This window comes from Lentzea pudingi (assembly GCF_014646255.1).
Classification (GTDB): domain Bacteria; phylum Actinomycetota; class Actinomycetes; order Mycobacteriales; family Pseudonocardiaceae; genus Lentzea; species Lentzea pudingi.
The window spans coordinates 18,746-38,368 of sequence record NZ_BMNC01000022.1 but is presented as its reverse complement, the minus strand read 5'-3'; the positions used below and the strand labels follow the sequence as shown (position 1 = coordinate 38,368).

19 protein-coding genes and 2 tRNA genes are annotated in these 19,623 nt (G+C 64.8%); 11 read left to right on the top strand and 10 right to left on the bottom strand.

Features of this window, described 5'->3' with window-relative positions; genetic code table 11:
- Positions 1-125: 125 nt before the first annotated feature.
- The 3 genes from IEY88_RS39930 to IEY88_RS39920 form a co-directional block, all read right to left on the bottom strand.
- A tRNA-Met gene (locus IEY88_RS39930) sits at positions 126-198 on the bottom strand.
- A gap of 43 nt (positions 199-241) precedes the next feature.
- Positions 242-317, bottom strand: a tRNA-Thr gene (locus IEY88_RS39925).
- A gap of 74 nt (positions 318-391) precedes the next feature.
- Positions 392-2,998 carry a putative bifunctional diguanylate cyclase/phosphodiesterase gene (locus IEY88_RS39920; RefSeq protein ID WP_189160125.1) on the bottom strand — a complete coding sequence of 869 codons (2,607 nt, stop codon included), beginning with the start codon at positions 2,996-2,998 and terminating at the stop codon, positions 392-394.
- A 748-nt stretch (positions 2,999-3,746) separates the two neighbouring features.
- On the opposite strand from IEY88_RS39920, the gene IEY88_RS39910 reads away from it, so the two are divergent.
- Together IEY88_RS39910 and IEY88_RS39905 are read left to right on the top strand one after the other, a co-directional pair.
- On the top strand, positions 3,747-4,565 hold the full coding sequence (locus IEY88_RS39910; RefSeq protein WP_189160123.1) for a GNAT family N-acetyltransferase: 819 nt from the start codon (positions 3,747-3,749) through the stop codon (positions 4,563-4,565).
- Between the two features lie 139 nt (positions 4,566-4,704).
- A complete protein-coding gene (locus tag IEY88_RS39905) occupies positions 4,705-4,914 on the top strand; it encodes a hypothetical protein (protein WP_229694201.1) in 210 nt (69 codons plus the stop codon).
- A 110-nt stretch (positions 4,915-5,024) separates the two neighbouring features.
- Here the strand turns inward: IEY88_RS39905 and IEY88_RS39900 are convergent, their stop codons facing one another.
- The 3 genes from IEY88_RS39900 to IEY88_RS39890 form a co-directional block, all read right to left on the bottom strand.
- Positions 5,025-5,450 (bottom strand): carboxymuconolactone decarboxylase family protein, encoded by a 426-nt coding sequence (locus tag IEY88_RS39900; protein WP_189160121.1) that lies wholly within the window; start codon positions 5,448-5,450, stop codon positions 5,025-5,027.
- 79 nt (positions 5,451-5,529) lie between these two features.
- Positions 5,530-6,264: an SDR family NAD(P)-dependent oxidoreductase gene (locus tag IEY88_RS39895; protein ID WP_189160120.1), complete on the bottom strand. Its 735-nt coding sequence runs from the start codon at positions 6,262-6,264 to the stop codon at positions 5,530-5,532.
- Complete coding sequence (locus tag IEY88_RS39890) at positions 6,261-7,079, bottom strand: NAD(P)-dependent oxidoreductase (protein ID WP_229694200.1); 819 nt, start codon at positions 7,077-7,079, stop codon at positions 6,261-6,263. The genes IEY88_RS39895 and IEY88_RS39890 overlap by 4 nt, the downstream gene beginning before the upstream one ends.
- A gap of 83 nt (positions 7,080-7,162) precedes the next feature.
- Between IEY88_RS39890 and IEY88_RS39885 the strand changes: the two genes are divergently transcribed.
- Complete coding sequence (locus IEY88_RS39885) at positions 7,163-7,516, top strand: winged helix-turn-helix transcriptional regulator (RefSeq protein ID WP_189160119.1); 354 nt, start codon at positions 7,163-7,165, stop codon at positions 7,514-7,516.
- A gap of 145 nt (positions 7,517-7,661) precedes the next feature.
- Here IEY88_RS39885 and IEY88_RS39880 read toward each other — a convergent pair whose 3' ends face one another.
- The gene (locus IEY88_RS39880; protein ID WP_189160118.1) at positions 7,662-8,339 is read right to left on the bottom strand and encodes a protein phosphatase 2C domain-containing protein; all 678 of its coding nucleotides are present in this window, start codon (positions 8,337-8,339) and stop codon (positions 7,662-7,664) included.
- Between the two features lie 441 nt (positions 8,340-8,780).
- Here IEY88_RS39880 and IEY88_RS39875 point away from each other — a divergent pair, with 441 nt between their 5' ends.
- The 6 genes from IEY88_RS39875 to IEY88_RS39850 all read left to right on the top strand — a co-directional run bounded on the left by IEY88_RS39875 (position 8,781) and on the right by IEY88_RS39850 (position 16,475).
- Positions 8,781-9,554 carry a class I SAM-dependent methyltransferase gene (locus IEY88_RS39875; protein ID WP_229694199.1) on the top strand — a complete coding sequence of 258 codons (774 nt, stop codon included), beginning with the start codon at positions 8,781-8,783 and terminating at the stop codon, positions 9,552-9,554.
- Positions 9,555-10,162: 608 nt separating this feature from the next.
- A complete protein-coding gene (locus IEY88_RS39870) occupies positions 10,163-13,066 on the top strand; it encodes a DNA methyltransferase (RefSeq protein WP_229694198.1) in 2,904 nt (967 codons plus the stop codon).
- 225 nt (positions 13,067-13,291) lie between these two features.
- Positions 13,292-14,524 (top strand): helix-turn-helix domain-containing protein, encoded by a 1,233-nt coding sequence (locus IEY88_RS39865; protein WP_189160116.1) that lies wholly within the window; start codon positions 13,292-13,294, stop codon positions 14,522-14,524.
- Between the two features lie 107 nt (positions 14,525-14,631).
- A complete protein-coding gene (locus IEY88_RS39860) occupies positions 14,632-14,991 on the top strand; it encodes a hypothetical protein (RefSeq protein WP_189160115.1) in 360 nt (119 codons plus the stop codon).
- Positions 14,988-15,635 carry a hypothetical protein gene (locus IEY88_RS39855; protein WP_189160114.1) on the top strand — a complete coding sequence of 216 codons (648 nt, stop codon included), beginning with the start codon at positions 14,988-14,990 and terminating at the stop codon, positions 15,633-15,635. Before IEY88_RS39860 ends, IEY88_RS39855 begins: the two co-directional genes overlap by 4 nt.
- Positions 15,636-15,641: 6 nt before the next feature.
- The gene (locus IEY88_RS39850) at positions 15,642-16,475 is read left to right on the top strand and encodes a helix-turn-helix domain-containing protein (protein ID WP_189160113.1); all 834 of its coding nucleotides are present in this window, start codon (positions 15,642-15,644) and stop codon (positions 16,473-16,475) included.
- Here the strand turns inward: IEY88_RS39850 and IEY88_RS39845 are convergent, their stop codons facing one another.
- Complete coding sequence (locus tag IEY88_RS39845; protein WP_189160112.1) at positions 16,476-17,414, bottom strand: SUMF1/EgtB/PvdO family nonheme iron enzyme; 939 nt, start codon at positions 17,412-17,414, stop codon at positions 16,476-16,478.
- 55 nt (positions 17,415-17,469) lie between these two features.
- On the bottom strand, positions 17,470-18,255 hold the full coding sequence (locus tag IEY88_RS39840; protein WP_189160111.1) for an aminotransferase class IV family protein: 786 nt from the start codon (positions 18,253-18,255) through the stop codon (positions 17,470-17,472).
- Between the two features lie 183 nt (positions 18,256-18,438).
- Between IEY88_RS39840 and IEY88_RS39835 the strand changes: the two genes are divergently transcribed.
- On the top strand, positions 18,439-18,639 hold the full coding sequence (locus IEY88_RS39835; RefSeq protein WP_189160110.1) for a hypothetical protein: 201 nt from the start codon (positions 18,439-18,441) through the stop codon (positions 18,637-18,639).
- A gap of 17 nt (positions 18,640-18,656) precedes the next feature.
- Here IEY88_RS39835 and IEY88_RS39830 read toward each other — a convergent pair whose 3' ends face one another.
- Positions 18,657-19,007: a helix-turn-helix domain-containing protein gene (locus IEY88_RS39830; RefSeq protein ID WP_189160109.1), complete on the bottom strand. Its 351-nt coding sequence runs from the start codon at positions 19,005-19,007 to the stop codon at positions 18,657-18,659.
- Between the two features lie 150 nt (positions 19,008-19,157).
- Here IEY88_RS39830 and IEY88_RS39825 point away from each other — a divergent pair, with 150 nt between their 5' ends.
- Positions 19,158-19,514 (top strand): hypothetical protein, encoded by a 357-nt coding sequence (locus IEY88_RS39825; RefSeq protein WP_189160108.1) that lies wholly within the window; start codon positions 19,158-19,160, stop codon positions 19,512-19,514.
- The last annotated feature ends 109 nt before the right edge of the window (positions 19,515-19,623 follow it).

The window sequence follows — 19,623 nt, the reverse complement described above, 5'->3', positions numbered from 1 at the left end:
GGTGCGGGCTTACCGCCCGGCGGGGATGGGCAACAGCTGCCCGGGGGTGTGGGGGCTTGGCCCCCAAAATCATGGCGGAGTGAGGACGGCTGGCGCTTTCCGCCAGCACACCCCACCCACTCACGTAGCGGTGGCCGGACTTGAACCGGCGACACAGCGATTATGAGCCGCTTGCTCTACCAACTGAGCTACACCGCTTTACACAACTCAAGCCGCAGCGCACTGCACTGCGGCCGAGTAGTGGAGCCCCTTTACGGAATCGAACCGTAGACCTTCTCCTTACCATGGAGACGCTCTGCCGACTGAGCTAAAGGGGCTTGCTCTTTCGTTCTTGCCGAGCGAGGACAACTCTACAACACGCCTCAACCAAGAACGAAATCCGGGGGTGCCTCTAGTGCACCAGCGTGAGCACCGTCTCATCGCGAGCACCCCTGACCTGCACGGTTCGTGCCCGCAGCCACGCCTCGAAGCGATCTTCGGAGAGCGGCCGGGAGATCAGGTAGCCCTGGGCCACGTCGCAGCCCATCCCGACGAGCTGGTCGCGAGCGGCGTCGTCCTCCACGCCTTCCGCGACAACGACGAGACCGAGCGAGTGCCCGAGCTCCACGATCGACCGGACCACGGCCATGTCGCCGAGGTCCGTGCCCATCCCGAGCACGAACGACTTGTCGATCTTCACCTCGTCCACCGGCAGCTGGCGCAGGTACGCGAGCGACGAGTAGCCGGTGCCGAAGTCGTCGACCGCCAGCACGACGCCGATCGCGTGCAGGCGCCTGAGCACCGGCAGAGCGCGTTCGGGATCGGCCATGACGCCCGACTCGGTGAGCTCGAAGGTGAGCAGACCCGACGGCACGTCGTGGCGGTGCAGCGCGGCCTCGACGCGGTTCGGGAAGTCCTCGTCGCCGAGTGTCCGCACCGACAGGTTGACCGCGATGGACATCCGCAGCCCGCGGTCGAGCCAGCGGCGGACGCGTTCCAGGGCCCGGTCCATCACGAAGTCCGTCAGCACGTCCACGAGACCGGTGGCCTCGACGGCCGGCACGAACTCGTCCGGGTCGACGCGGCCGAACTCCGGGTGGGTCCAGCGCACCAACGCTTCCGCGCCCACGACCTGACGTGACGGCAGGGCGACCTTCGGCTGGTAGTGCACCGAGATCTGCCCGGTCTCGACGGCCTGGCGGAACTGCGTCACGAGCTGGAAGCGGCGCAGGAACAGGTGGCCCATCGACGGCGCGTAGGCCTTCACCGGCGTGCCCTCGGACGTGGCGCGCACGGCGACGTCCGCCCGCTGCAGCAACACGTCGGGGTCCGGGTCCTCGGTCTCGGAGTCCGCCTTGGAGGCGTAACCGACGACCGCGGAGGCCTCGACGGTCAGCCGGTCGACGGGGTACGGCACGGAAAGCCCGGCTCGCAACCGTTCCGCGGTCTCGCGGGCGGCCTCGGCACGCTCGTCGTCGAGATACGCGGCGAACGCGCCACCCTCCAGGCGTGCGAGCGGCACGTCGGCACCGAGTGCGTCACGCAGCCGGCGTCCGGCGGCGACGACCATCCGGTTTCCCCAGGCCTGGCCCAGCGCGTCGGAGACCGTCGACAGGATGTCGAGGTCGATGCGCAGCACCACTCCCCTCTGGGATTCCCGCAACGACTCCGCGCACGCCTCGCGCAGGCCCGCGCGGTTCAGCAGCCCGGTCAGCGGGTCGTGGTAGGCGTCGTGCCTCAGGCGAGCCAGCAGGCGGCGGTTGTCGACCGCGGTCGCGAGGTGCGAGGCCAAGGTCCTGAGCAGCTGGATGTCGGCCTTGCCGAACCCGCGCCAGCGAGACAGCCGGTCGTGCGCCTCGACTGCACCGAGGAGCTGGGTCGCGCCGCGCAACGGGACGACGAGCGCTTCCTGCGCGTCGCGGCGCAGCAGGGCCTCGGTGACGTCCTCGGTCGCGTCGGCCACGCGGTAGTAGCGGACGTGCGTGCCGGGCAGCTGGAGCACGGGGTCCTCGCGCACGGCACGGGGGTCCGTCGCGGTCATCTCGTCGGGCAGCGGTTCGCCGGCGACGAGGGTGATCATGGCTTCCTGCGGGTCGGTGCGCAGGCGCAGCACGACCCTGTTCGCGTTGAGCTGCTCGCGGATGCGTTCCGCGATGAGCTGCCACTCGTCCTCTTCGACGCCCGCCGTGAGGTCGTCGTCGGGTTGGCGAGGGCCGGTGCCGTGCTGGCCCGACCTCGCGACGCGGAGGCTGACCTCGCTCAACGCCTCCAGGTCGCGTTGTTCGCGCAGCAGCCCGGAGTAGGCGAAGTAGGTGGCCACGATGCCCGCGAGGACCAGGAGGATCAGGGCGGCGCCCCACGGGGTGGTGGCGACGATCTGGTAGCCGACGAGGCCGGCCGAGGTGTTCAGCAGGGCTACGACCAGCGTCTGCAGCACAAGACGGACGCTGTTGCCCACGCGCATCGACTTGCCCATGAGGCGCAACGCGCAGAGGCCCAGCACGCTCGCGAGGAGCGGCACGGTGATGGTGCCGACGAACGCGCCCGCCCAGAACGGACCGCCCGCGCCGATCATCCGGTTCACGGCCTCGGCGGCGGCGAACGCCACGGAGATCTCCATGAACATGAGGCCCGCGTTGTAGACGGCCCTGTCGAGGATCCGCCTGCCGAGCAACGTGCCCACGCCGGCGACCACGTGCGCGGCCAGCACGATCTCGAACGGGGCGACGAGCAGGCCCAGGACCAGCGGGATCTCGGTGAAGGAGATCGTCCACGCGACGCCGCTGCGGACGTCGACGTTGATCGCGAGCTGTTCCGCCAGCAGGAAACCGACGACGAGGAGGGGGCCGATCCAGAAGAGGGAGGTGGTCTCCTTCTCCGGGAGCCAGGCCGCGACCATGCCCGCGCAGACGACGCCTGCCACCAGGAGGGTGACGGCGAACGCGCTGAACGCGCGGTTGGTCGACTTGGCCGACCAGGCGGCCGAGTCCGACACGGGGGCCGACGCTCGGTCGGACATCCAGCCTCCTCGCCGGCCTGGGGTGGGGGGACCTCTAGGCGTGACTGAGGGGTCCCGCACTTGGCGATCAGGACCCCTCCAGGGGCACCAATGTACCCCGCTCGGGGGACGAAATGGCAGGTCGAGCACGTTTGGTGACGTCGATTCACCCAGACGTGATTAGACGTTGAGGTGTCCCCGAAGCACCCTCACGGCCTGCCCCGAGAGCAGCACACGATCTTGGTCGAGGGTCGCCCTGACGAATCCCCCGCGCGGTGACGCCCGCTCCGCCAGCAGGTCAGCGCGCTGGAGCCGAAGCACCCAACAGGACGCAAGGGTGCGGTGGGCCGAACCGGTGACGGGGTCTCCGAGATGCCGGCGGCCGGGTGGGAGCAGCGGCTGACGACGTCCGCATCGCCGTCGTCGATCGCCGTTTCGACTACTCTGCGTGACGAGATTTGTGCCAGTCCTTGGACGTCGGGTCGCAGTCAACGGACTTCCGCGGCACTCTCCAACTCGATCAGGAAGTCGAGGCGCCCGCGTGGCACCGACTTGATCGTCGCATGTGGCAGCGCCTCCGCTAGACCGATTGGCGGGTCAGTCAACTCTGGCGTGCCCGCGGGGAAGTCCATCCGGACCCACCCATCGTCATTTGCGCATGTGAGCACACCACTACGCGTGGTGAACGCCTGCTCTCCACCCAGCCTGCTGATGGACGAATCCACGACCAAGATCTCCACACCACCGACCCCGCGTGCTCAGATGGGGCGTGACCGAACCTTTCTCCTACCGCGAGAACGATCCGGACTCCCTGCTGCCGACCTGGGGACCCCTGCGCACGCACGGCCTGACCTGGCAGCCCGGCTGGGACCTGCCGGCGTTGCTCGAGGAGTGGCACGGCCACCTCACCGGCCTGGACGACCCGGACACCGCGGCGATCGTGCAACTGCCCAGCCAGGAGACCGGCGACGCGCGGACGTTGATCGAGCGGGGCTTCGCGCCCCTCACCGTGGTCGCGGAACGCCTGGCCGGCCGGGCACCCGCGCACCGGCCGTCCGATGTGGACGTCCGTGCCGCCACTCGTGCCGACCTGGACGTCGCCGTCGAGCTGAACCTGCACACGGTCCGGTACGACGCCCAGTTCGGCCTGGTGACCGAGCGCGCGAACACCGTCGAGCACCTGCGCACGGCGTTGGCCGAGGTGCTCGACCGCGACCACGAGGCGATGTGGCTGGCCCTGAGCGGCGACACGCCCGTCGGCATGATCTACGTCGACATGCCGCAGGACGCGGGGTGGATGGAGAAGTACGCGTCGGCGCGACCGTTCGCGTACCTCGGCCATCTCGGCGTGCGGCCGGATGTGCGCGGCACGGGTGCGGGCACCGCTCTCGCCGCGCACGCGCACTCGGTCCTCGACGGCGCAGGGGTGGCATCGACGCTGCTCCACCACGCCTTGCCGAACCCGCGCTCGACGCCGTTCTGGTACTCGCAGGGCTATCGGCCGCGCTGGACGCTGTGGGTCCGCCGCCCCGCGTTGCGCTCGTACTCCGGCGTGTCGGCACGACCCGAACGGCCTAGTGAGACATGATCTACCCGTTCACACAAGCGAAGAACCCAAACGAACCCGTACTTGTGGAACGAATCCAGCCTCTATTTCGACAAAGGGGTATCGGATTCAGCACCACACCTGGGGGGTCGAGATGGAACTCAGCGGAAGAGCGAGGGCGATGCTGCGGGCTGTCGCCGCAGGGCGTGCCGAGGTGACCGGCGGCACGGAGCCCGACCTGTACGTCGACGGACTGCCCTGCTGCGACCGGATGGCGACGCACGACCTCGTCCACGCCGGACTGCTGCGTCCCGCCCGGCCGACGAGCTTCGGCCTCCGCGTCTGCGCGGAACTGACCGAGGACGGCCGCGCCGCGCTCGCCGCGAGTTGACCGGCGTGTTGATCGACCAATGATCGAACATTTGTTCGACATGGGGTAGGCTTCGCGCTGAAGCCGGCACGCAAGAGAGAGGAAGCTCTTGCGCGCCGGCTTCATCTTCTTCAGGCCACCTTCTGGCCCGTGGCAACGTTCATGCGGTTCCACAGGTTGATCGCGCCGATGGCGATGACGAGCCCGGCGAGCTGCTCCTCGGTGTAGTGCTTCGCCGCCTCTGCCCACACGTCGTCAGTGACGTGCACGCGCGTGATCTGCTCGGCGAGAGCGAACCCGGCCTTCTCGGCGTCGCTGTAGTACGGGACGTCCCGCCAGCCGGCGACGGCGAAGATCTTCTCGTCCGCCACGTTCGCCTTGCGCAGCAGCTTGGTGTGGTAGTCGATGCACGTGCCGCAGCCGTTCATGATGCTGACGCGCAGGCAGATCAGCTCCACGTAGTCCCCGTCGATCCCCGTCCTCCCCGCTGCCTCGGACAGGTCCAGCAGAGCCTTCATGGCGCCGGGCACGGACACGATCGGGTTGGCGATCCTCATCTTCGTTCTCCTTCGTCGTCTTCTGTCCGGTCGACCCGGCGGACGGCGAAGGTGTGACAGGTTGTCCGAAGATTTTTTCTCAGGCGCTGATCCCCTGGCCGAGTCCGCCGTCGACGGACAGGTCCGCACCGGTCGTGAAGGTCGCGTCGAACGCCAGGAACAGCACGGCGTCCGCGACCTCGTCCGCGGTGCCGTGGCGTTTCAACGGCGTGATGCGGTCGCCCTCCTCCTTGAACTGCTGGAGGGACTCCGCCGGCACGCCCGTGACGCCCATCGACGGTGTGTCGATGAAACCGGGGCTCACGACGTTGACCCTGATGTTCCGCGGTGCCAGCTCCGCCGCGAACGACCTGCCGAACGACCGCACCGCCGCCTTCGCCCCCGAGTAGACGCTCATGCCGACAGCGCCACCCGTCTGCGCGATGGACGTCGTGAAGACGATCGAGCCGCCCTCCTTGACGAGCGGAGCCAGCACCTGGGCGGTGAAGAACGCACCCTTGGTGTTCACGGCGAACGTGCGGTCGTAGTCGTCCTGCGTGACGTCCGGGATCTCGACCAGCGTGGCGTACCCGACGTTGATGAACAGCAGGTCGATCTCGTGAAGCCGTTCCCGCACCTCGGTTGCGAGCCGTTCGATGTCTTGGAGGTTCGACGCGTCCGACGCGATGGCGTGCGCCTTGATGCCCGCGGCCTTCTCCGTGCTGCGCCCCGTGAGCAGCACCTCGGCGCCCTGTGCGATCAGCTTGTCGACCGTCGCGCGCCCCATGCCGTGCGTGCCGCCCGTGACGACGGCCTTCTTCCCCAGGTACTTCACTTCCGGATCTCCTCGATGACGCTGGCGATGCTGTGCGCGCCGTGACCGTTGCGCTGGGCGCGTTCGAACAGGCTGTGCAGGGCCTGCGGGATGGTGGCGTCGAGGCCTTGTTGTTCGCTGGCCTCGGCGAGCAGGTGGAGCCCCGACACGTTGATGTCCAGCGCGGACACGTCGGTCTCGTAGTCCTTGGTCTGCGTCTCTTCGCCCATCTCGGGCAGGAGAGCGCCCATCTCGTTCAGGAAGCCCACGGCCATCGGCGTGAACTGCTGCGGCGTGATGCCCTCGCTGCCCATCAACGCGACCGCCTGCAGGTAGCCGCCGAAGGCCGACCACATGATGCCGAGCAGGGCCAGGTCGTAGAGCGCGGCCAGTCCCGCGTCCTCCCCCACGTGCACGGGCTCGCCGAACGCGTCCAGGACGTGGTGGTTCTCGTTGCCGCTGAACAGGATCTTCGCCTGCGGCGTGCCGATCTGCTGCGGCACAGCCATGATCACCCCGTCGACGTACTCGACGCCGTTGGCCTTCGCCCACTCCGCCGTCGCGCGGGCCTGCTCCGGCGTGCCGGACGTGAGGTTGACGAGCACCTTGATGTCGTTGGTGAGCAACGGTTGTTGTGCTTCGTACGTCGACAGGCAGGTGACGACGACGTCGCTCTTGAACGCTTCTTCCGGCGTGTTCGCCCGTGTGGTGCCGGGCAGCGTTTTGGGCGTGCGGTTCCACACGGTCACTTCGTAGCCCTCTTCGACGAGGGCGTTCGCGAGCGCAGTGCCCATCCGGCCGAGGCCGAGCACACTCACGGTCTTCTTGATCCCCATGCCGTGAATGCTCGTTCTGCCACTGCCTCGCCGACAAGTACCTACTATTTTGTCAGGTACCCACTTTTCGGTAAGGATCCTGGATGAAGCCACGGCAGTACGCGTGCGGCCTCGACGCGGCGATCGACGTGATCGGCGGCCGCTGGAAAGCACTGATCCTCTGGGCGCTCCACCACGGCCCGGTGCGCACGGGCGAACTGCGCAGGTCCGTGTCCGGCATCAGCGAGAAGATGCTGATCCAGGTGCTGCGCGAGATGGAAGCCGACGAGATCGTGCACCGCGAGGTGTTCCACGAGGTACCACCACGCGTCGAGTACTCGTTGACACCACTGGGAGTCCGGCTGAACGACGCCCTGTCACCGTTGGGCGACTGGGGCGAGGACAACATGAAGGCGATCGCACGCCGCCGAGGCGTCGAACCCGCGCCCAGGCATTGAGCAGCAGGCGTTCCGCGGCACCCCCGTGACCGCTTTCGCGGGCTTCCCTGATGTGGCCAGTTCCCCGACATCTCCGCCGGCGAAGGCGGCATCGCGGCGACCCAAGCCAGCCACTCGGGTTGCTGTCCCACTTCCGGGCCAGCCGTCAGCGGTCGAGGTAAACGACAGTCGCGTCGTCAGAAATCTTCTCGCGCGGCCATTCAACGGCCTTCGCGTCTTCCTTTTCGACCGCGCGCATTCTGCGGATGAGGTCGTCCGGCCCGTTCGCCGCCATCAGCTCGAGCGCCTGCCGCCAATCGAAGAGATTGAACAGGTCAACAGCCCGCGCCGCACCATCGGACAGGACCGCAACGCGCCGCACGTCCTGAAGCGCAACCTCGCCCTGGAGCGCATGCTCGACATCAGACGCCTTCGCACCAGCCGTGCGCTTCGTCTGCGTGTCGCTGACAACCAGCAACTCCTGCTTGGTGTCGACAACCACCGTCGCGTCCCCGAGCACCAGGTACCGCAACACGTCGCCCTTGACCTGCACCACCGCGATGGCCACGCTGGGCGAGTCGGGATGATCGAGATCGCAACTGCCGGAGTGCAGCCCAGCAGCCTTCTCGACGGCCTCCTTGAGCGCCTCACCAGGCTCGAGGTGCGCAGCCCGCAAAATCTCCGCGGACAACTGGTCGGCGAACCACCCGACCCCGTGCTCGCACCCGGTCTCGGGCTTGGCCGTCACACCGTCGAGCACGGCGAGCAGGTTCGGTCCGACGAGCGCCCGGTCCTCACTCGGCGCCGTCGTCCTGCCGGCCTCTGTTGCCATCTGCGTACGCACTGAGATCCCCCTCGGTCCGAACGACGATACGACGATGGGCCTCTGACCTGTCCGGTCAGAGGCCCATCAGTCCTGCGTGGCGGGTAGAGGATTCGAACCTCTGCAGCTTTCGCGACAAATTTTGGGGTGCCGCGACCACCACGCTTGACCTGGTGCTACGGAGCCTACAGGCGTCAGCATCGCTTCGGCAATAATTTGGACACCCCACAAAATAGGAGGAAGGTGGCGCGAAGCTCCCGCGCTTGACCACAAACTTTGCATCATCATTCATCAATTGATCACGCTGCCGATTGATGCCGCGCCACATCCACAATTGACGCTCTTTCACCAATACCGCCCGGACTATCGCCGAGTGCATGCGCAGACGGGTTGTCCACGCGAAAACCATTGGTGCTCGGCTTGCTCCGCTGATGGACTGACGTCCCGCCGAAAGTCTGCTGCGTGACGGAGGTAGTGGTCGTGACGGATTATGACGTGCTCGCCGAGGTGTACGAATGGCTCATCTCGGATGCAAAGGTGGCTCCAGCCGAGTTCGCTGCGTCGTTCGATGACGTCCTCAGCCTCCTGCCGGCAAACGCTCACGTCCTCGACTGTTCGTGCGGAACCGGACAGTTGGCGATTGGCCTCGCCGGTCGTGGCATACAGGTTGTCGCAACCGACGCCAGCGAAGCGATGGTTCGACGGACCGCGGAGTTGTCCGAGGAGTTCGGGGTATCCGTCCGGGCCGTGCGGGCGAGCTGGGAAGAGTTGCCCGACCATTTCGAGGACGGCACGTTCGACATGCTGTTCTGCGTTGGCAACTCGCTTCACCATGCCGCGGGCGCGACAGGCAGGGGTGCTGCTCTGGAGTCGATGTCACGGCTTTTGCGCCCCGGCGGGCGCTTGGTGCTCACATCCCGCACGTGGGAACTCGTGAGGGCCAGAGGCTCCCGGCTGGACATCGGTGACCGACTCGTCCGCCGGAACGGTCGCGATGCCGTTGTGGTCTACCGCTGGGAGATCGCGCCGCATTGGGAGGAGGAGCACCACATCGAGATTGCGATCGCCCAGGTTGATGCGACTGGGTTGGTTCTTGTCCACTCGGAACTGCTGTCCTGCTGGCCCTATCGGTACGAGGAACTCGAAGTCGAGCTGCACCGGGTCGGACTCCGGCCGGAAGTGAGCACGTTCGATCTTGAGGCCGAGAACTACATGGTGGTCGCGAGCAAGGTGTAGACCGGGCTCTCGGTCCCCTGACCGGACCGCGCGGTTGCTCGCAGGACGCTTGCGCCCTGTCGAGAACGCCGTGGAGGGCATGGGTCGCTCTTGCCGAGGGCTTCTCATAGTCCGGCAAAGAGGCGCTTCCGTACTGTGCGCCTTCACATCAACAGCGTGATGTCTTCACCCATCAGAGGGTCCACGCCGGACAGAGCCGTACAGCACGAGAAAGGCCCTGTGACCAGAACTTCCTGGTCACAGGGCCTTAGCTCCTGCTGTGGCGGGTAGAGGATTCGAACCTCTGTAGCTTTCGCGACGGATTTACAGTGTGCCGCGACCACCACGTTTGACCTGGTTAGATGCATGCTACAGGCCGAGATTCGGCACCAGTTCGGCAAGGTCAATCGGGATACCGGGTCAGAGCGAGCCCGCAACTGGCAGCGCTCGACGCAGTCCATCACGACCATGACGTTGACGTTCCGGTGCCACCGGTGTTCGAGGTTCAAGGACATGATCGCCTCATCGTCACGTGTAGGCACAGCCTCGTAGCTGCTGCGATAGCGGCACGGCTGCACTACCGGAACGGTTGCACCGCTAACAGCGTTCTGGCACCTAAGCTCGCCACCGTGGTGGCTGACAGCGCGCACAACCCGACGCCCGATGAACTTCGCCGTGACCTCGGAGGGCTTGCCTCATGGCGAGCATCGCACCTAAGGGGAGACGAGAAGAGCGAAGCCCAGACGTTTCTGGACCGGCTGTTCCGGGCGTATGGTCACGGCGGTATCCAAGAGGCTGGCGCAACTCTGGAGTACCGTATCAAAAAGCGGGATGTAGGCCAGGGTGCTGCCAGGGGCACAGCCTTTGCTGATCTCATGTGGAAGCCACGATGCCTCATTGAGATGAAGAAGGCTGGCAGCGATCTGGGTCGCCACTATCGCCAAGCATTCGAGTACTGGATGCGAGCGGTACCAGATCGACCACGATACGTCATTCTCTGCAACTTTGACGAATTTTGGGTGTACGATTTCGACGCCCAACTAGAAGAGCCCGTTGATCGCGTCTCACTCAAAGACCTGCCCGTCCGTTGGGACACGCTTTCTTTCCTCCTTCCTCACGAGGGAAAGCCGATCTTCGCCAATGACCTAGTGGAGGTCACACGCGAAGCAGCAGCGAAAGTTGCACGCGTGTTCTCTGAACTAAGGGCACGCGGAATTACACGCAATGATGCACAGCGTTTTACTCTCCAGACAGTCATGGCGATGTTCGCTGAAGACATTGGACTTCTTCCGGGACACGTCTTCACCAGCGCCCTAGACGACTCTCTAGCTTCACCTAGACCAGCCGAGGCAGCCTACGAAAACATCTTCGGCTTGTTTCGGGAGATGAACACCCCCGGCTCGACACCTGGTGGTCGATACAAGCACACGCCTTATTTCAATGGCGGCCTCTTCGCAGACGTAGCTCCATTCGAGGTGTCAAAGCTCGAACTGGTCGCACTGCGAGAAGCCGCAAATACAGACTGGTCGGCGGTGCGCCCTGAGATCTTCGGAACCCTATTTGAGCAATCCATGGCCTCTGGTGAGCGCCACGCTTACGGCGCTCACTTTACCAGCCAAGCTGATATAGCTCGGATTGTAATTCCGACGATTGTTGCACCCTGGCGGGAACGCATCGCCGAGTCACGTACGCGCGGCCGCGGCGGTGTGCCTGCCATGAATAAGCTCCTGGTCGAACTTTCTCAATATCGGGTACTCGACCCCGCATGCGGCTCAGGAAATTTTCTTTACGTCGCATATCGGGAACTTCGCCGAATTGAACACGAGATCCTTCAGACCATCGCGGAGCTAGCACCAAAGTCCGTAGTTCCTGGCCAGGGTGGAATTTCATACGTTCACGCAGGACAGTTCTTTGGCATCGATCGGAATCCATTTGCGGTTGAAGTGGCCAAAGTGACGATGATGCTCGGAAAGAAGCTTGCAGCTGACGAACTAGGAGACTATGAAGAAATTTTACCGCTAGAGAACCTCGATGCGAACTTCATTGCAGCAGACGCACTATTTACACCATGGCCCAAAGCTGATGCGATCGTAGGAAATCCCCCCTATCTCGGCCGAAGGAAGATGGCGGAGGAGCTTGGAACTGACTACACCCAGCGCTTGGCGGCCGAATTCCCGACAGTAGGCGGAGTCTCAGACTTCGTTTGCTACTGGTTTCCCCTAACACATGACAACTTGCCTCCAGGAGGCCGGGCCGGACTGGTTGCGACCAATAGCATTAGGCAAAACGAGTCGCGAGCCGTCTCGCTAGACTATGTCGTCGATCATGGCGGGATTATCTACGACGCAGTTTCGTCGAAACCTTGGTCTGGCGACGCAGTTGTACACGTCTCGATTGTTAACTGGATCAAGCCTGACGACAGTAATCCGGCGCCAACACCGAAGACACTTTGGCTCAACGAAGGAGAACTGCTCCTAGAGCTCGACCACATCCCTCCTGCACTTACCGCTTCGATTGATGTCCGCAAAGCAGCAGCCCTTGAGTCGAACCAAAATCCTGCAGTTTGCTTCCAAGGCCAGACGCCGGGCGTGACCAAGGGCTATGTGATTGACTCGGAGGCAAAGGCTCGTTTGATCGCTTCAAAAGGTGGCAGCGAGGTCATCCACCCATACCTCGGCGGAAAGCCGATGCTTCAGCAGGTTGAAGTAGATAGGTGGATTATCGACATCGCTGACTCTGACCTGCTTGAGGCACAGACGAAGTACCCCGCCGTTATGAAGCACCTTGCTGATATTGTTCTTCCAGAACGCGAGCGCTTGCTGGCACGCGAGGAAGAAAGGAACGCTAAGGGGTCGATCAGCTCAAAGTTTAAACCCGAGGCGCAGCACCGCCTATTTATGAACCGATGGTGGCAGCAGTGGCGTCGCCGCCCCGAACTGATCAACTCGCTGTCGAAGATAGATCGCTATATCGCTACTTCACGAGTCGCAACCTTTAATCGCGCTTCAGTTTTTCAGTTTGTAGATTCGTCAATTCATCCAGGCGATGCCCTCACCGTTTTCACACTGGACGACGACTACTCACTGGGGATTCTATCGAGTGCAGTGCATCGCGTCTGGCTTGAGGCACGCTGCTCAACCTTCAAGGGCGATCCTCGATACACGACCTCGACCGTCTGGGACAGCTTCCCATGGCCGCAAGCTCCATCTACAGATGATGTAGCAGACGTTACATCGGTGGTCAGTTCACTACTCGAAATACGAGCCGGGTATCTAAGTCAGGGAATTACCCTGGCGAAGCAATATGACGCACTCCGGCAGCCCGGGAAGAGTAAATTGCGGGAAATTCACTCTGAACTCGACCAAGCGGTCCTGAAAACGTATGGGTTCTCGGAAAAAGAAGACCTACTATCCCAGCTTTTCGCTCTAAATCAGGACCTTGCGATGGAACCGCGCAATGTTCGCGGCCCAGGAGGGCACAACCTGATGGGAGCACGAACCACGAACTATCGACTCAAAATGAACGAGCTCTAGAATCGCGAACGACTCCATTCTTGCGAGCCTCAAATGAAGCCGTATCTGCAGCAAAGGTGTTAACCGCATTGGGTGTTCAGTTCCTCGTCGGGCATCGTGCGCCGGTGGAGCATGCTCCACATCGTCCATCGCCGCTACGATGAACATGACGTCCGTGTTAGATGCGTGCCCTCGGTCAGCCACCGGGGGCATCGGCGGGGACATATCCGGCGATGAGGTGGATCTATGGCGACCTCGGGTTTTCCCGATCCTGCGCACACCACGATCGGGCAACGCATTAAGTGGGCGCGGGATCGCGCTGGCATGTCTCGCCCCGTTCTTGCCGGGCTGGTCGACAGGAGCGCCGAGTGGGTGAAGGCAGTCGAGAACGGCCGCCTGCAAGCACCTCGCCTGCCGATGCTGCTCCGCATCGCCCACGCACTCGGCGTCCAGGACCTCGCTGACCTCACCGGCAACGGCCACGCCGTACCGGTCTCCGTGTTCGCCGGCGAGAAGCACGTAGCCCTAGCCGCAGTACAGGCCGCGCTGACCGACTACCACCTGACCAGCGACGCCCGCCCACCGAACGTCGCGCATCTCGCGGTCCGCCTGGACCAGGCATGGCAGGTGCGGCACGCAAGCCCCGACCACCGCACCCAACTCGGCCTGCTCCTCCCCGACCTGATCCGCGACGCTCAGCGCGCCGTACGGGTCATCCGCGGTGAGGAACGCCGCGACGCACGCCGCGTGCTCGCAGGCGTCTACCGACTCGCCGACTTCTTCTGCGCGTACCAGCCAGCCGCGGAGTTGGTGTGGCTCGTCGCAGACCGGGCGATGAACGAGGCGCTCGAAGCTGACGACCCGCTCGCGATCGCCGGAGGCGTGTGGGCGAAGGTCCAGGCGCTGCGCGACGTCGGCCGTTGGGATGAAGCGCTGGACGTGGCAGCGTTCGGCACCCGCGAACTTGAGCCCTACCTCGACAGCGGCGACGACTGGCGCGGCATGTGGGGCGCGCTGAAGGTCGAGGTCGCCTACGTTCACGCTCGTCGCGGCCGGCATGGCGAAGCCTGGGAAGCGTGGGAGCTCGCGGACCGCATTGCGCAGGAGCTCCCGACCGGCTACCGGCACACGCAGTCCTCGTTCAGCCGTCCCGTGATGGCCGCGCACGCCACAACTCTTGGCGTGGAACTGCGGCGCCCCGCCGAGGCACTGCGCGCGGCCGACCAGATCGAGCCGGAGACCATCGTCTCGGTGCCACGTCGGGCTCGGCACCTGATCGAAGTTGCCCGTGCTCATGACCAGCGCGGGGAGCAGCACGCGGTGTGGGCGCTGCTCAACCACTCGGAGCGAACGGCGTCCGAGACGATCAAGTACAACGGCTTCGCACGGGAGATGCTGATCAACCTGCGCAGCAAGCCGCCGGCAGGACTGCGCCAAGACGTCCTCGACCTGTGCGAGCGGGTCGGTATCGCGGCTTGACCTGATCAGGTGGGGGTACAGCTCGTACCCCTTGGCCTGTTGGAACGGTTCTACGTTCCAGGCATGTGGTTGATCATCAGTGCTCGCGGTGCATCGGTGGGCGGGGCATGAGTCCGCTCACCGACGCCGAGGCGGTGACGCTCTTTCCCAGCCTCCAGTACCTGGTCCTCATTCGTGAGGCGGGCTGGATCTTCCTGCCTGTCGACGACCCCGGTGATCCCGATGCGGTCCTCGACGGGGCCAGGGTCTGGCTGGCCGGGTGGCGGGACTGCCTCCGGGTTCGCGACGAGACCGATGCACTCGGGCTGCGTATCCGCCTCAGCACCGGACAGCCCTCCGAGATCGTGTGGGAGCGAAGCGGCACTCTCGCCGATGTCGTCTTCCGCCTCCTGGAGCTCCCAGAGCCCGACACCCGGCACGCACCAACGCTGGTCGTCGGCAAAGCACCGAAGCTCCGGACGCCATGACCGGGACAAATCTCGCTCAGTCCAGCCGCATCGTCGCGCCCTACGTCACCGCGACCACCGCGGAGCAGGACCTCAAATGCGGCCTGGTCGTTCGCCCTGGAGGCCTGGGAATCGGGTACGCGCAGGAACTTCCTGGAGATCGTGACCACCTTGGCGTCCTGTGGCAGAAGGTCGCCGAGCGCCCAAAGGAAGGCAAGCCGGAGTTCGCCAGGGTGCATCCGGCGCGGCAGCGGCGTGCGATGAACGAACTGCTGTGCCAGGTGTGCGCGGGACCGGCTGACCAGACGCCGGAGGGTGTCTTGTGGCTGTTGCGCGACCACCGCGGAGACTGGCCGCGCTGGCCTGAAGGCATGGCCTCGGTGGAGCCGCCCATCTGTGCGCGGTGCGTCGCGATTTCCCTGAAGCGGTGCCCAGCCCTTCAGCGCGGTGCCGTCGCCGTCCGGGTTAGGAGCTTCGCGCTTGTGGGTGTGCGGGGGACGCTCTACGGACCAGGCATGTTCGCTCCAACTCCGATCGCGGCCTCCGAACTCGACTACGGAAATCCCAAGATTCGCTGGCTGGTCGCCGTGGCGTTGATCCGAGAACTACGCGGGTGCAGCTTCGTCCCGTTCGACGAGCTGCGCGACGCGATGGACGTGAAGTAAGCGGAGATGCCGAAGGACTTCCGAGCCACAACGCTCGAGCGCTCCATCGGCCGGCGGTTGGCGTTGTGGCGAGACGAGCGTGGACTGAGTCTTGCCGAAGCCGGCCAACGTGTCGGCTTCAGCAGCGCCAAGCTGTCGACGATGGAGAACGCGGTACAGCCCTCGACGCCGTTGGACATCATGGCGCTCGGCTACGTCTACAACGTGCCCACGCCGGAATGGCAGGCCGTGGTGCTGCGGGCGGAGTACGCGAAGACCGCACGGATGGGCGGAGGCAGCGCCGAACCGCACTTCGATCCGACAGCTGACTTCGCGAATCTCGTGTTCGAGGCGACGGAGTTGCGCGCGTTCACCACTGACCTCGTTCCCACCGGACTACAGCTCCCCAGCTACGCACATGCCGCAGGCAGCCCGGAACGGATCGTGCAGCTCGCGATGGTTCGAGAAGCGTGGGCGACGCGATTGGGCGACAAGGACCCGCCGATGGTCGAGGCGGTCTTTCCGGAAGGCGTGCTGCGGCCAGTGGTTGGTGGGCCTCGGGTTATGAAGGCGCAATTGCTGCACCTCATGGAGATCAGCGAACACTCAACGGTGACCGTGCAGGTCATACCGGTGGTTGCCGGGGCTTATCCGGCGATGGGGTGCCCGTTCACCTTGCTCGGTTTCCCCCATCGCCAACACAACGACGTGGCTTACCTGGAGACCGTCATCAAGGGCGAGTACGTCGAGGACCAGGCGCTCGTGGAGCAACTCGCACAACGATTCGCGGAACTCCAGAAGATCGCACTCAGCCCCGGCGAGTCGCTGGAACTCATCGCCGAGGCTGCTGCGGACCTATGATCAGCGGCCGCGAAGAAGCTCTTCCATCGCGTCCGCGGCGACGACGCACCTGAAGCCCGTGTCGTCATCCTTCATCGTTGCGTTCGCGTCGTTGAACGATGACGGAGTTGCTCGAAGGAACGGGCTCGTCCAGGCACCGCCCTTGAGCTCGTGGCGGCCGGGCTTCGTCTCGGTGGAGCACCACTCCCAGACGTTCCCGCACATGTCGTAGACACCGTACGGGCTTACGCCGCTCTGGTAGCAGTCGCGCGGCGTGGTCAGACCGACGCCGTTTTCACGCACGTTGCACTTGGCCGGCGTCGGCTGATCGCCCCACGGGTAGACCGTGCCGCGCGTTCCTCGGGCTGCCTTCTCCCACTGCTGACCGGTCGGCAGGGCCTTCCCCGCCCAGGCCGCGTAGGCGCTCGCGTCGTTCCACGTCACGAAGACCACCGGGTGGTCACGGATCTCGGGAGGGCACTGACCATCCGGCCAGTGATACGGCGGCTCATGTCCAGTCGCTGCAACGAACCGCGCGTAGTCCTCATTGGACACCGGGAACACGTCGATGTAGTAGCTGGCAATCCACGCGGGGGTGTTGCTCGGGCCGCCGAGGAAGACGCTCCCCTCGACCAGGATCATCGCGCTGCCGTCGGTCGGGTGGTGGACCTGGCCGCTACCGATCGGCTCGACCTGGACGTCCTTCTCCCCTGCGCCAACGACGGAGTCGCCCACCAGGAAGGTGAAGCGCGCGTGCGTGTCCGGGTCGCTGCGGCTCAGACAGGTGTCCAACGCTGCCTGGTTCACAGGCCGCGGCTGGATGTTCTCGCGGCCGGCCTCCCACTTCGAGACCATCCGCTCGCTCACACCGAGGTGAGCTGCGAACTCTCGAAGGCTCATGCGCATTGCATCGCGTAGGGCGCGCACTTCCACGCCGGTCCAGCGCTGCACGGTCGGCATTGCACACTCCCCCTTGGAGACCCTCCAAGGGAGCCTAGCGGGCCGAAAGCGCTGCCTATACCGGTTCCGCCGGAATGTCGGCATACAGCTCCCTCAACTCCTTCAGAACGGCATGCGCGTCTGACGCCCACTCCGTTGAGTCCACCGATGACACGGCTCGAACGCCGGTCGCGGCGTTGGTCGCGAAGGCCGCGTCCATGCTCGGGAGGTCGGACAGCGTCAGCGGTTCCGTCACAATCTGCTCGTCCAACTCCTGGTTGATCAAAGTCATCGTGACGCCCGCAAGCCACGGTGATCGCGGCCAAATGATGCGGCCATCACGAACGAAACCGATGTTCGACGTAGCGATTTCGGAAATTGTGCCGTCCGGGTTGAGGAAGAGGGCGTCGTCATAGCCCTCTTTTTGGGCAGCTCGGCGGCGCTGCATCGTGCCCCAAAGGCCTATGTGCTTCACCGACGGCATGTCCCGCTGGTAGGCGGTGGCCTGAAGCCGCCACGGTGCTGGAGATCCACTCGCTGCCTGGCGGTGTGTGATGAGGACCTGAGGCTGCGCGTCGCGGCCGATGGTGCCCAGGTCCAAGGCCGGATCGAAGACCGTGACTCGCACGACCGCGCGATCACTTGCGTGTTCGCCGAGCGCCTTACGCACGTAGCCGCGGACCTGTTCGGCGTCGAGGTCCTGGTCGAAGAGCTGTCGACAGTCGCGGGCCAGACGGTCCATGTGCAACGACAGTCCCCGCACCGCGCCGTTTTCCACCAGCATTGAGGTGAAGTGCCCGTAGTTCGTGAGGGCAAGCGCCTTCATCTGATCGAGGGTGGCGGGGACGCCATTCAGGTCCATGTCCCCAGGCTGCCACCCCGTTGGCGGGATCAAAAGGTGAGCGCGCCGAAGTTCGGTGAAAGTTCAGTGCAGGAAGTTCAGTGGAAGTTCGGTGTTGGGGTACTACTCGGGCAGTTCTCGTGTGGCGCAGATCGCATCAAGCTTGGAGCACAACAGAAACGCCACTGAGAACGGAGCACCGAGATGGCCAGGAAACAGACGATGATGCCGCTTCCCACCAACGGCGGGACCGGCCGGCGCGTAGCACTCACCTTGGCGGCTCTGGTCGTGCTGGCCCTGGTGATTCGGGACCCGGCCGGCGCAGCGGTCATCGCTCGCCAGTTGGCAACGTGGGGCGGAGCGATCCTGGACGGCGTGGTCGCCTTCTTCCGCGAACTGTCCTGATGCCTCGGGCCGGCGACTCAGCTCTTCGACAAGCGAGCGACCTTCGCGGTCAAGCCTTCGAGGCCGGCGCGCAACTCCGCGACCTCACCCCGGAGCGCCTGAACCTCTTCGCGTAGGTCCTGCTCCGCGTCGTCGCCCGAGGCCGGTCGGCCGGCTGCAACGTCGCCAAGGTGATCAGCTTTCCAACCGAGCGCCGTGGACACAGCGGCAAGCGTTGTCGCTGATCGCGACGCGTTCGCGCCCTGCTGCATGAGACGGAGCGTCGCCGGACTCACCTTCGAGCGCTCTGACAGCTCCTTCTGAGACAGCCCGAGTTGCTCCATTCGGGTGTTAATCGCGTCGGCTACGGCCTGCCAGTCCTTCGACACACGAACCCCCATCTAGCGCCAGTACCAGCGCAAATTCTAGCGCAGGACACCTCAAAGCCGCATGTCCCTGACTCATCTCGTCTTTGTGATCGCTTGTTCTAGCGCTTGTTCTAGCGCTAGCGTCGGCGCATCACCTCCGAGAGGAACCCCATGAACGTCTTCAGTAACTACCCCGACGGCATCACCGCTGAGGCTCTCACCAGCATCGTTGCGAGCTTGTCCGCTGAAATCGCTTCGCCGTTCGCGCCGACCGAGGCGCTAACGGACGGCTCTGCGGTCGCGCGACGGAACGCCCGGATGTTGGCGCGTGCCGCAGCGGGGATCTCGCCGAAGTACGGCGTTTCCCTGTCGCAGGCCGCGCAGGAGGTGACGACGCCGATTCGCGCCGTTCCCGTGGCCACAACGCCGATGCCCGATCACGCCAAGAAGCCGAAGAGCCGTCGCGCTCGGCGCAAGGAGCTGCGGAGCCAGGCCGTCCACCGCAGCCGCGGAACCGAAGCCGCCTGATCGCCCCGGACCGGCGGACTCCCGCCAAGAAGTCACCGCCGGTCCGGGTTCTCACACCCACTGTCCGATCTTGCAACCGGAAGAGGCACATCCAGTGTCCACCATGATC

Excerpts from the sequence above, each read along its gene's own strand:
- IEY88_RS39860 (WP_189160115.1), top strand. The coding sequence starts at position 14,632 with ATGAGTCCGCTCACCGACGCCGAGGCGGTGACGCTCTTTCCCAGCCTC.
- IEY88_RS39825 (WP_189160108.1), top strand. The coding sequence starts at position 19,158 with ATGAACGTCTTCAGTAACTACCCCGACGGCATCACCGCTGAGGCTCTC.
- IEY88_RS39850 (WP_189160113.1), top strand. The coding sequence starts at position 15,642 with ATGCCGAAGGACTTCCGAGCCACAACGCTCGAGCGCTCCATCGGCCGG.
- IEY88_RS39885 (WP_189160119.1), top strand. The coding sequence starts at position 7,163 with ATGAAGCCACGGCAGTACGCGTGCGGCCTCGACGCGGCGATCGACGTG.
- IEY88_RS39855 (WP_189160114.1), top strand. The coding sequence starts at position 14,988 with ATGACCGGGACAAATCTCGCTCAGTCCAGCCGCATCGTCGCGCCCTAC.
- IEY88_RS39890 (WP_229694200.1), bottom strand. The coding sequence starts at position 7,079 with ATGGGGATCAAGAAGACCGTGAGTGTGCTCGGCCTCGGCCGGATGGGC.
- IEY88_RS39900 (WP_189160121.1), bottom strand. The coding sequence starts at position 5,450 with ATGAGGATCGCCAACCCGATCGTGTCCGTGCCCGGCGCCATGAAGGCT.
- IEY88_RS39835 (WP_189160110.1), top strand. The coding sequence starts at position 18,439 with ATGGCCAGGAAACAGACGATGATGCCGCTTCCCACCAACGGCGGGACC.
- IEY88_RS39865 (WP_189160116.1), top strand. The coding sequence starts at position 13,292 with ATGGCGACCTCGGGTTTTCCCGATCCTGCGCACACCACGATCGGGCAA.
- IEY88_RS39920 (WP_189160125.1), bottom strand. The coding sequence starts at position 2,998 with ATGTCCGACCGAGCGTCGGCCCCCGTGTCGGACTCGGCCGCCTGGTCG.
- IEY88_RS39840 (WP_189160111.1), bottom strand. The coding sequence starts at position 18,255 with ATGGACCTGAATGGCGTCCCCGCCACCCTCGATCAGATGAAGGCGCTT.
- IEY88_RS39845 (WP_189160112.1), bottom strand. The coding sequence starts at position 17,414 with ATGCCGACCGTGCAGCGCTGGACCGGCGTGGAAGTGCGCGCCCTACGC.
- IEY88_RS39905 (WP_229694201.1), top strand. The coding sequence starts at position 4,705 with ATGCTGCGGGCTGTCGCCGCAGGGCGTGCCGAGGTGACCGGCGGCACG.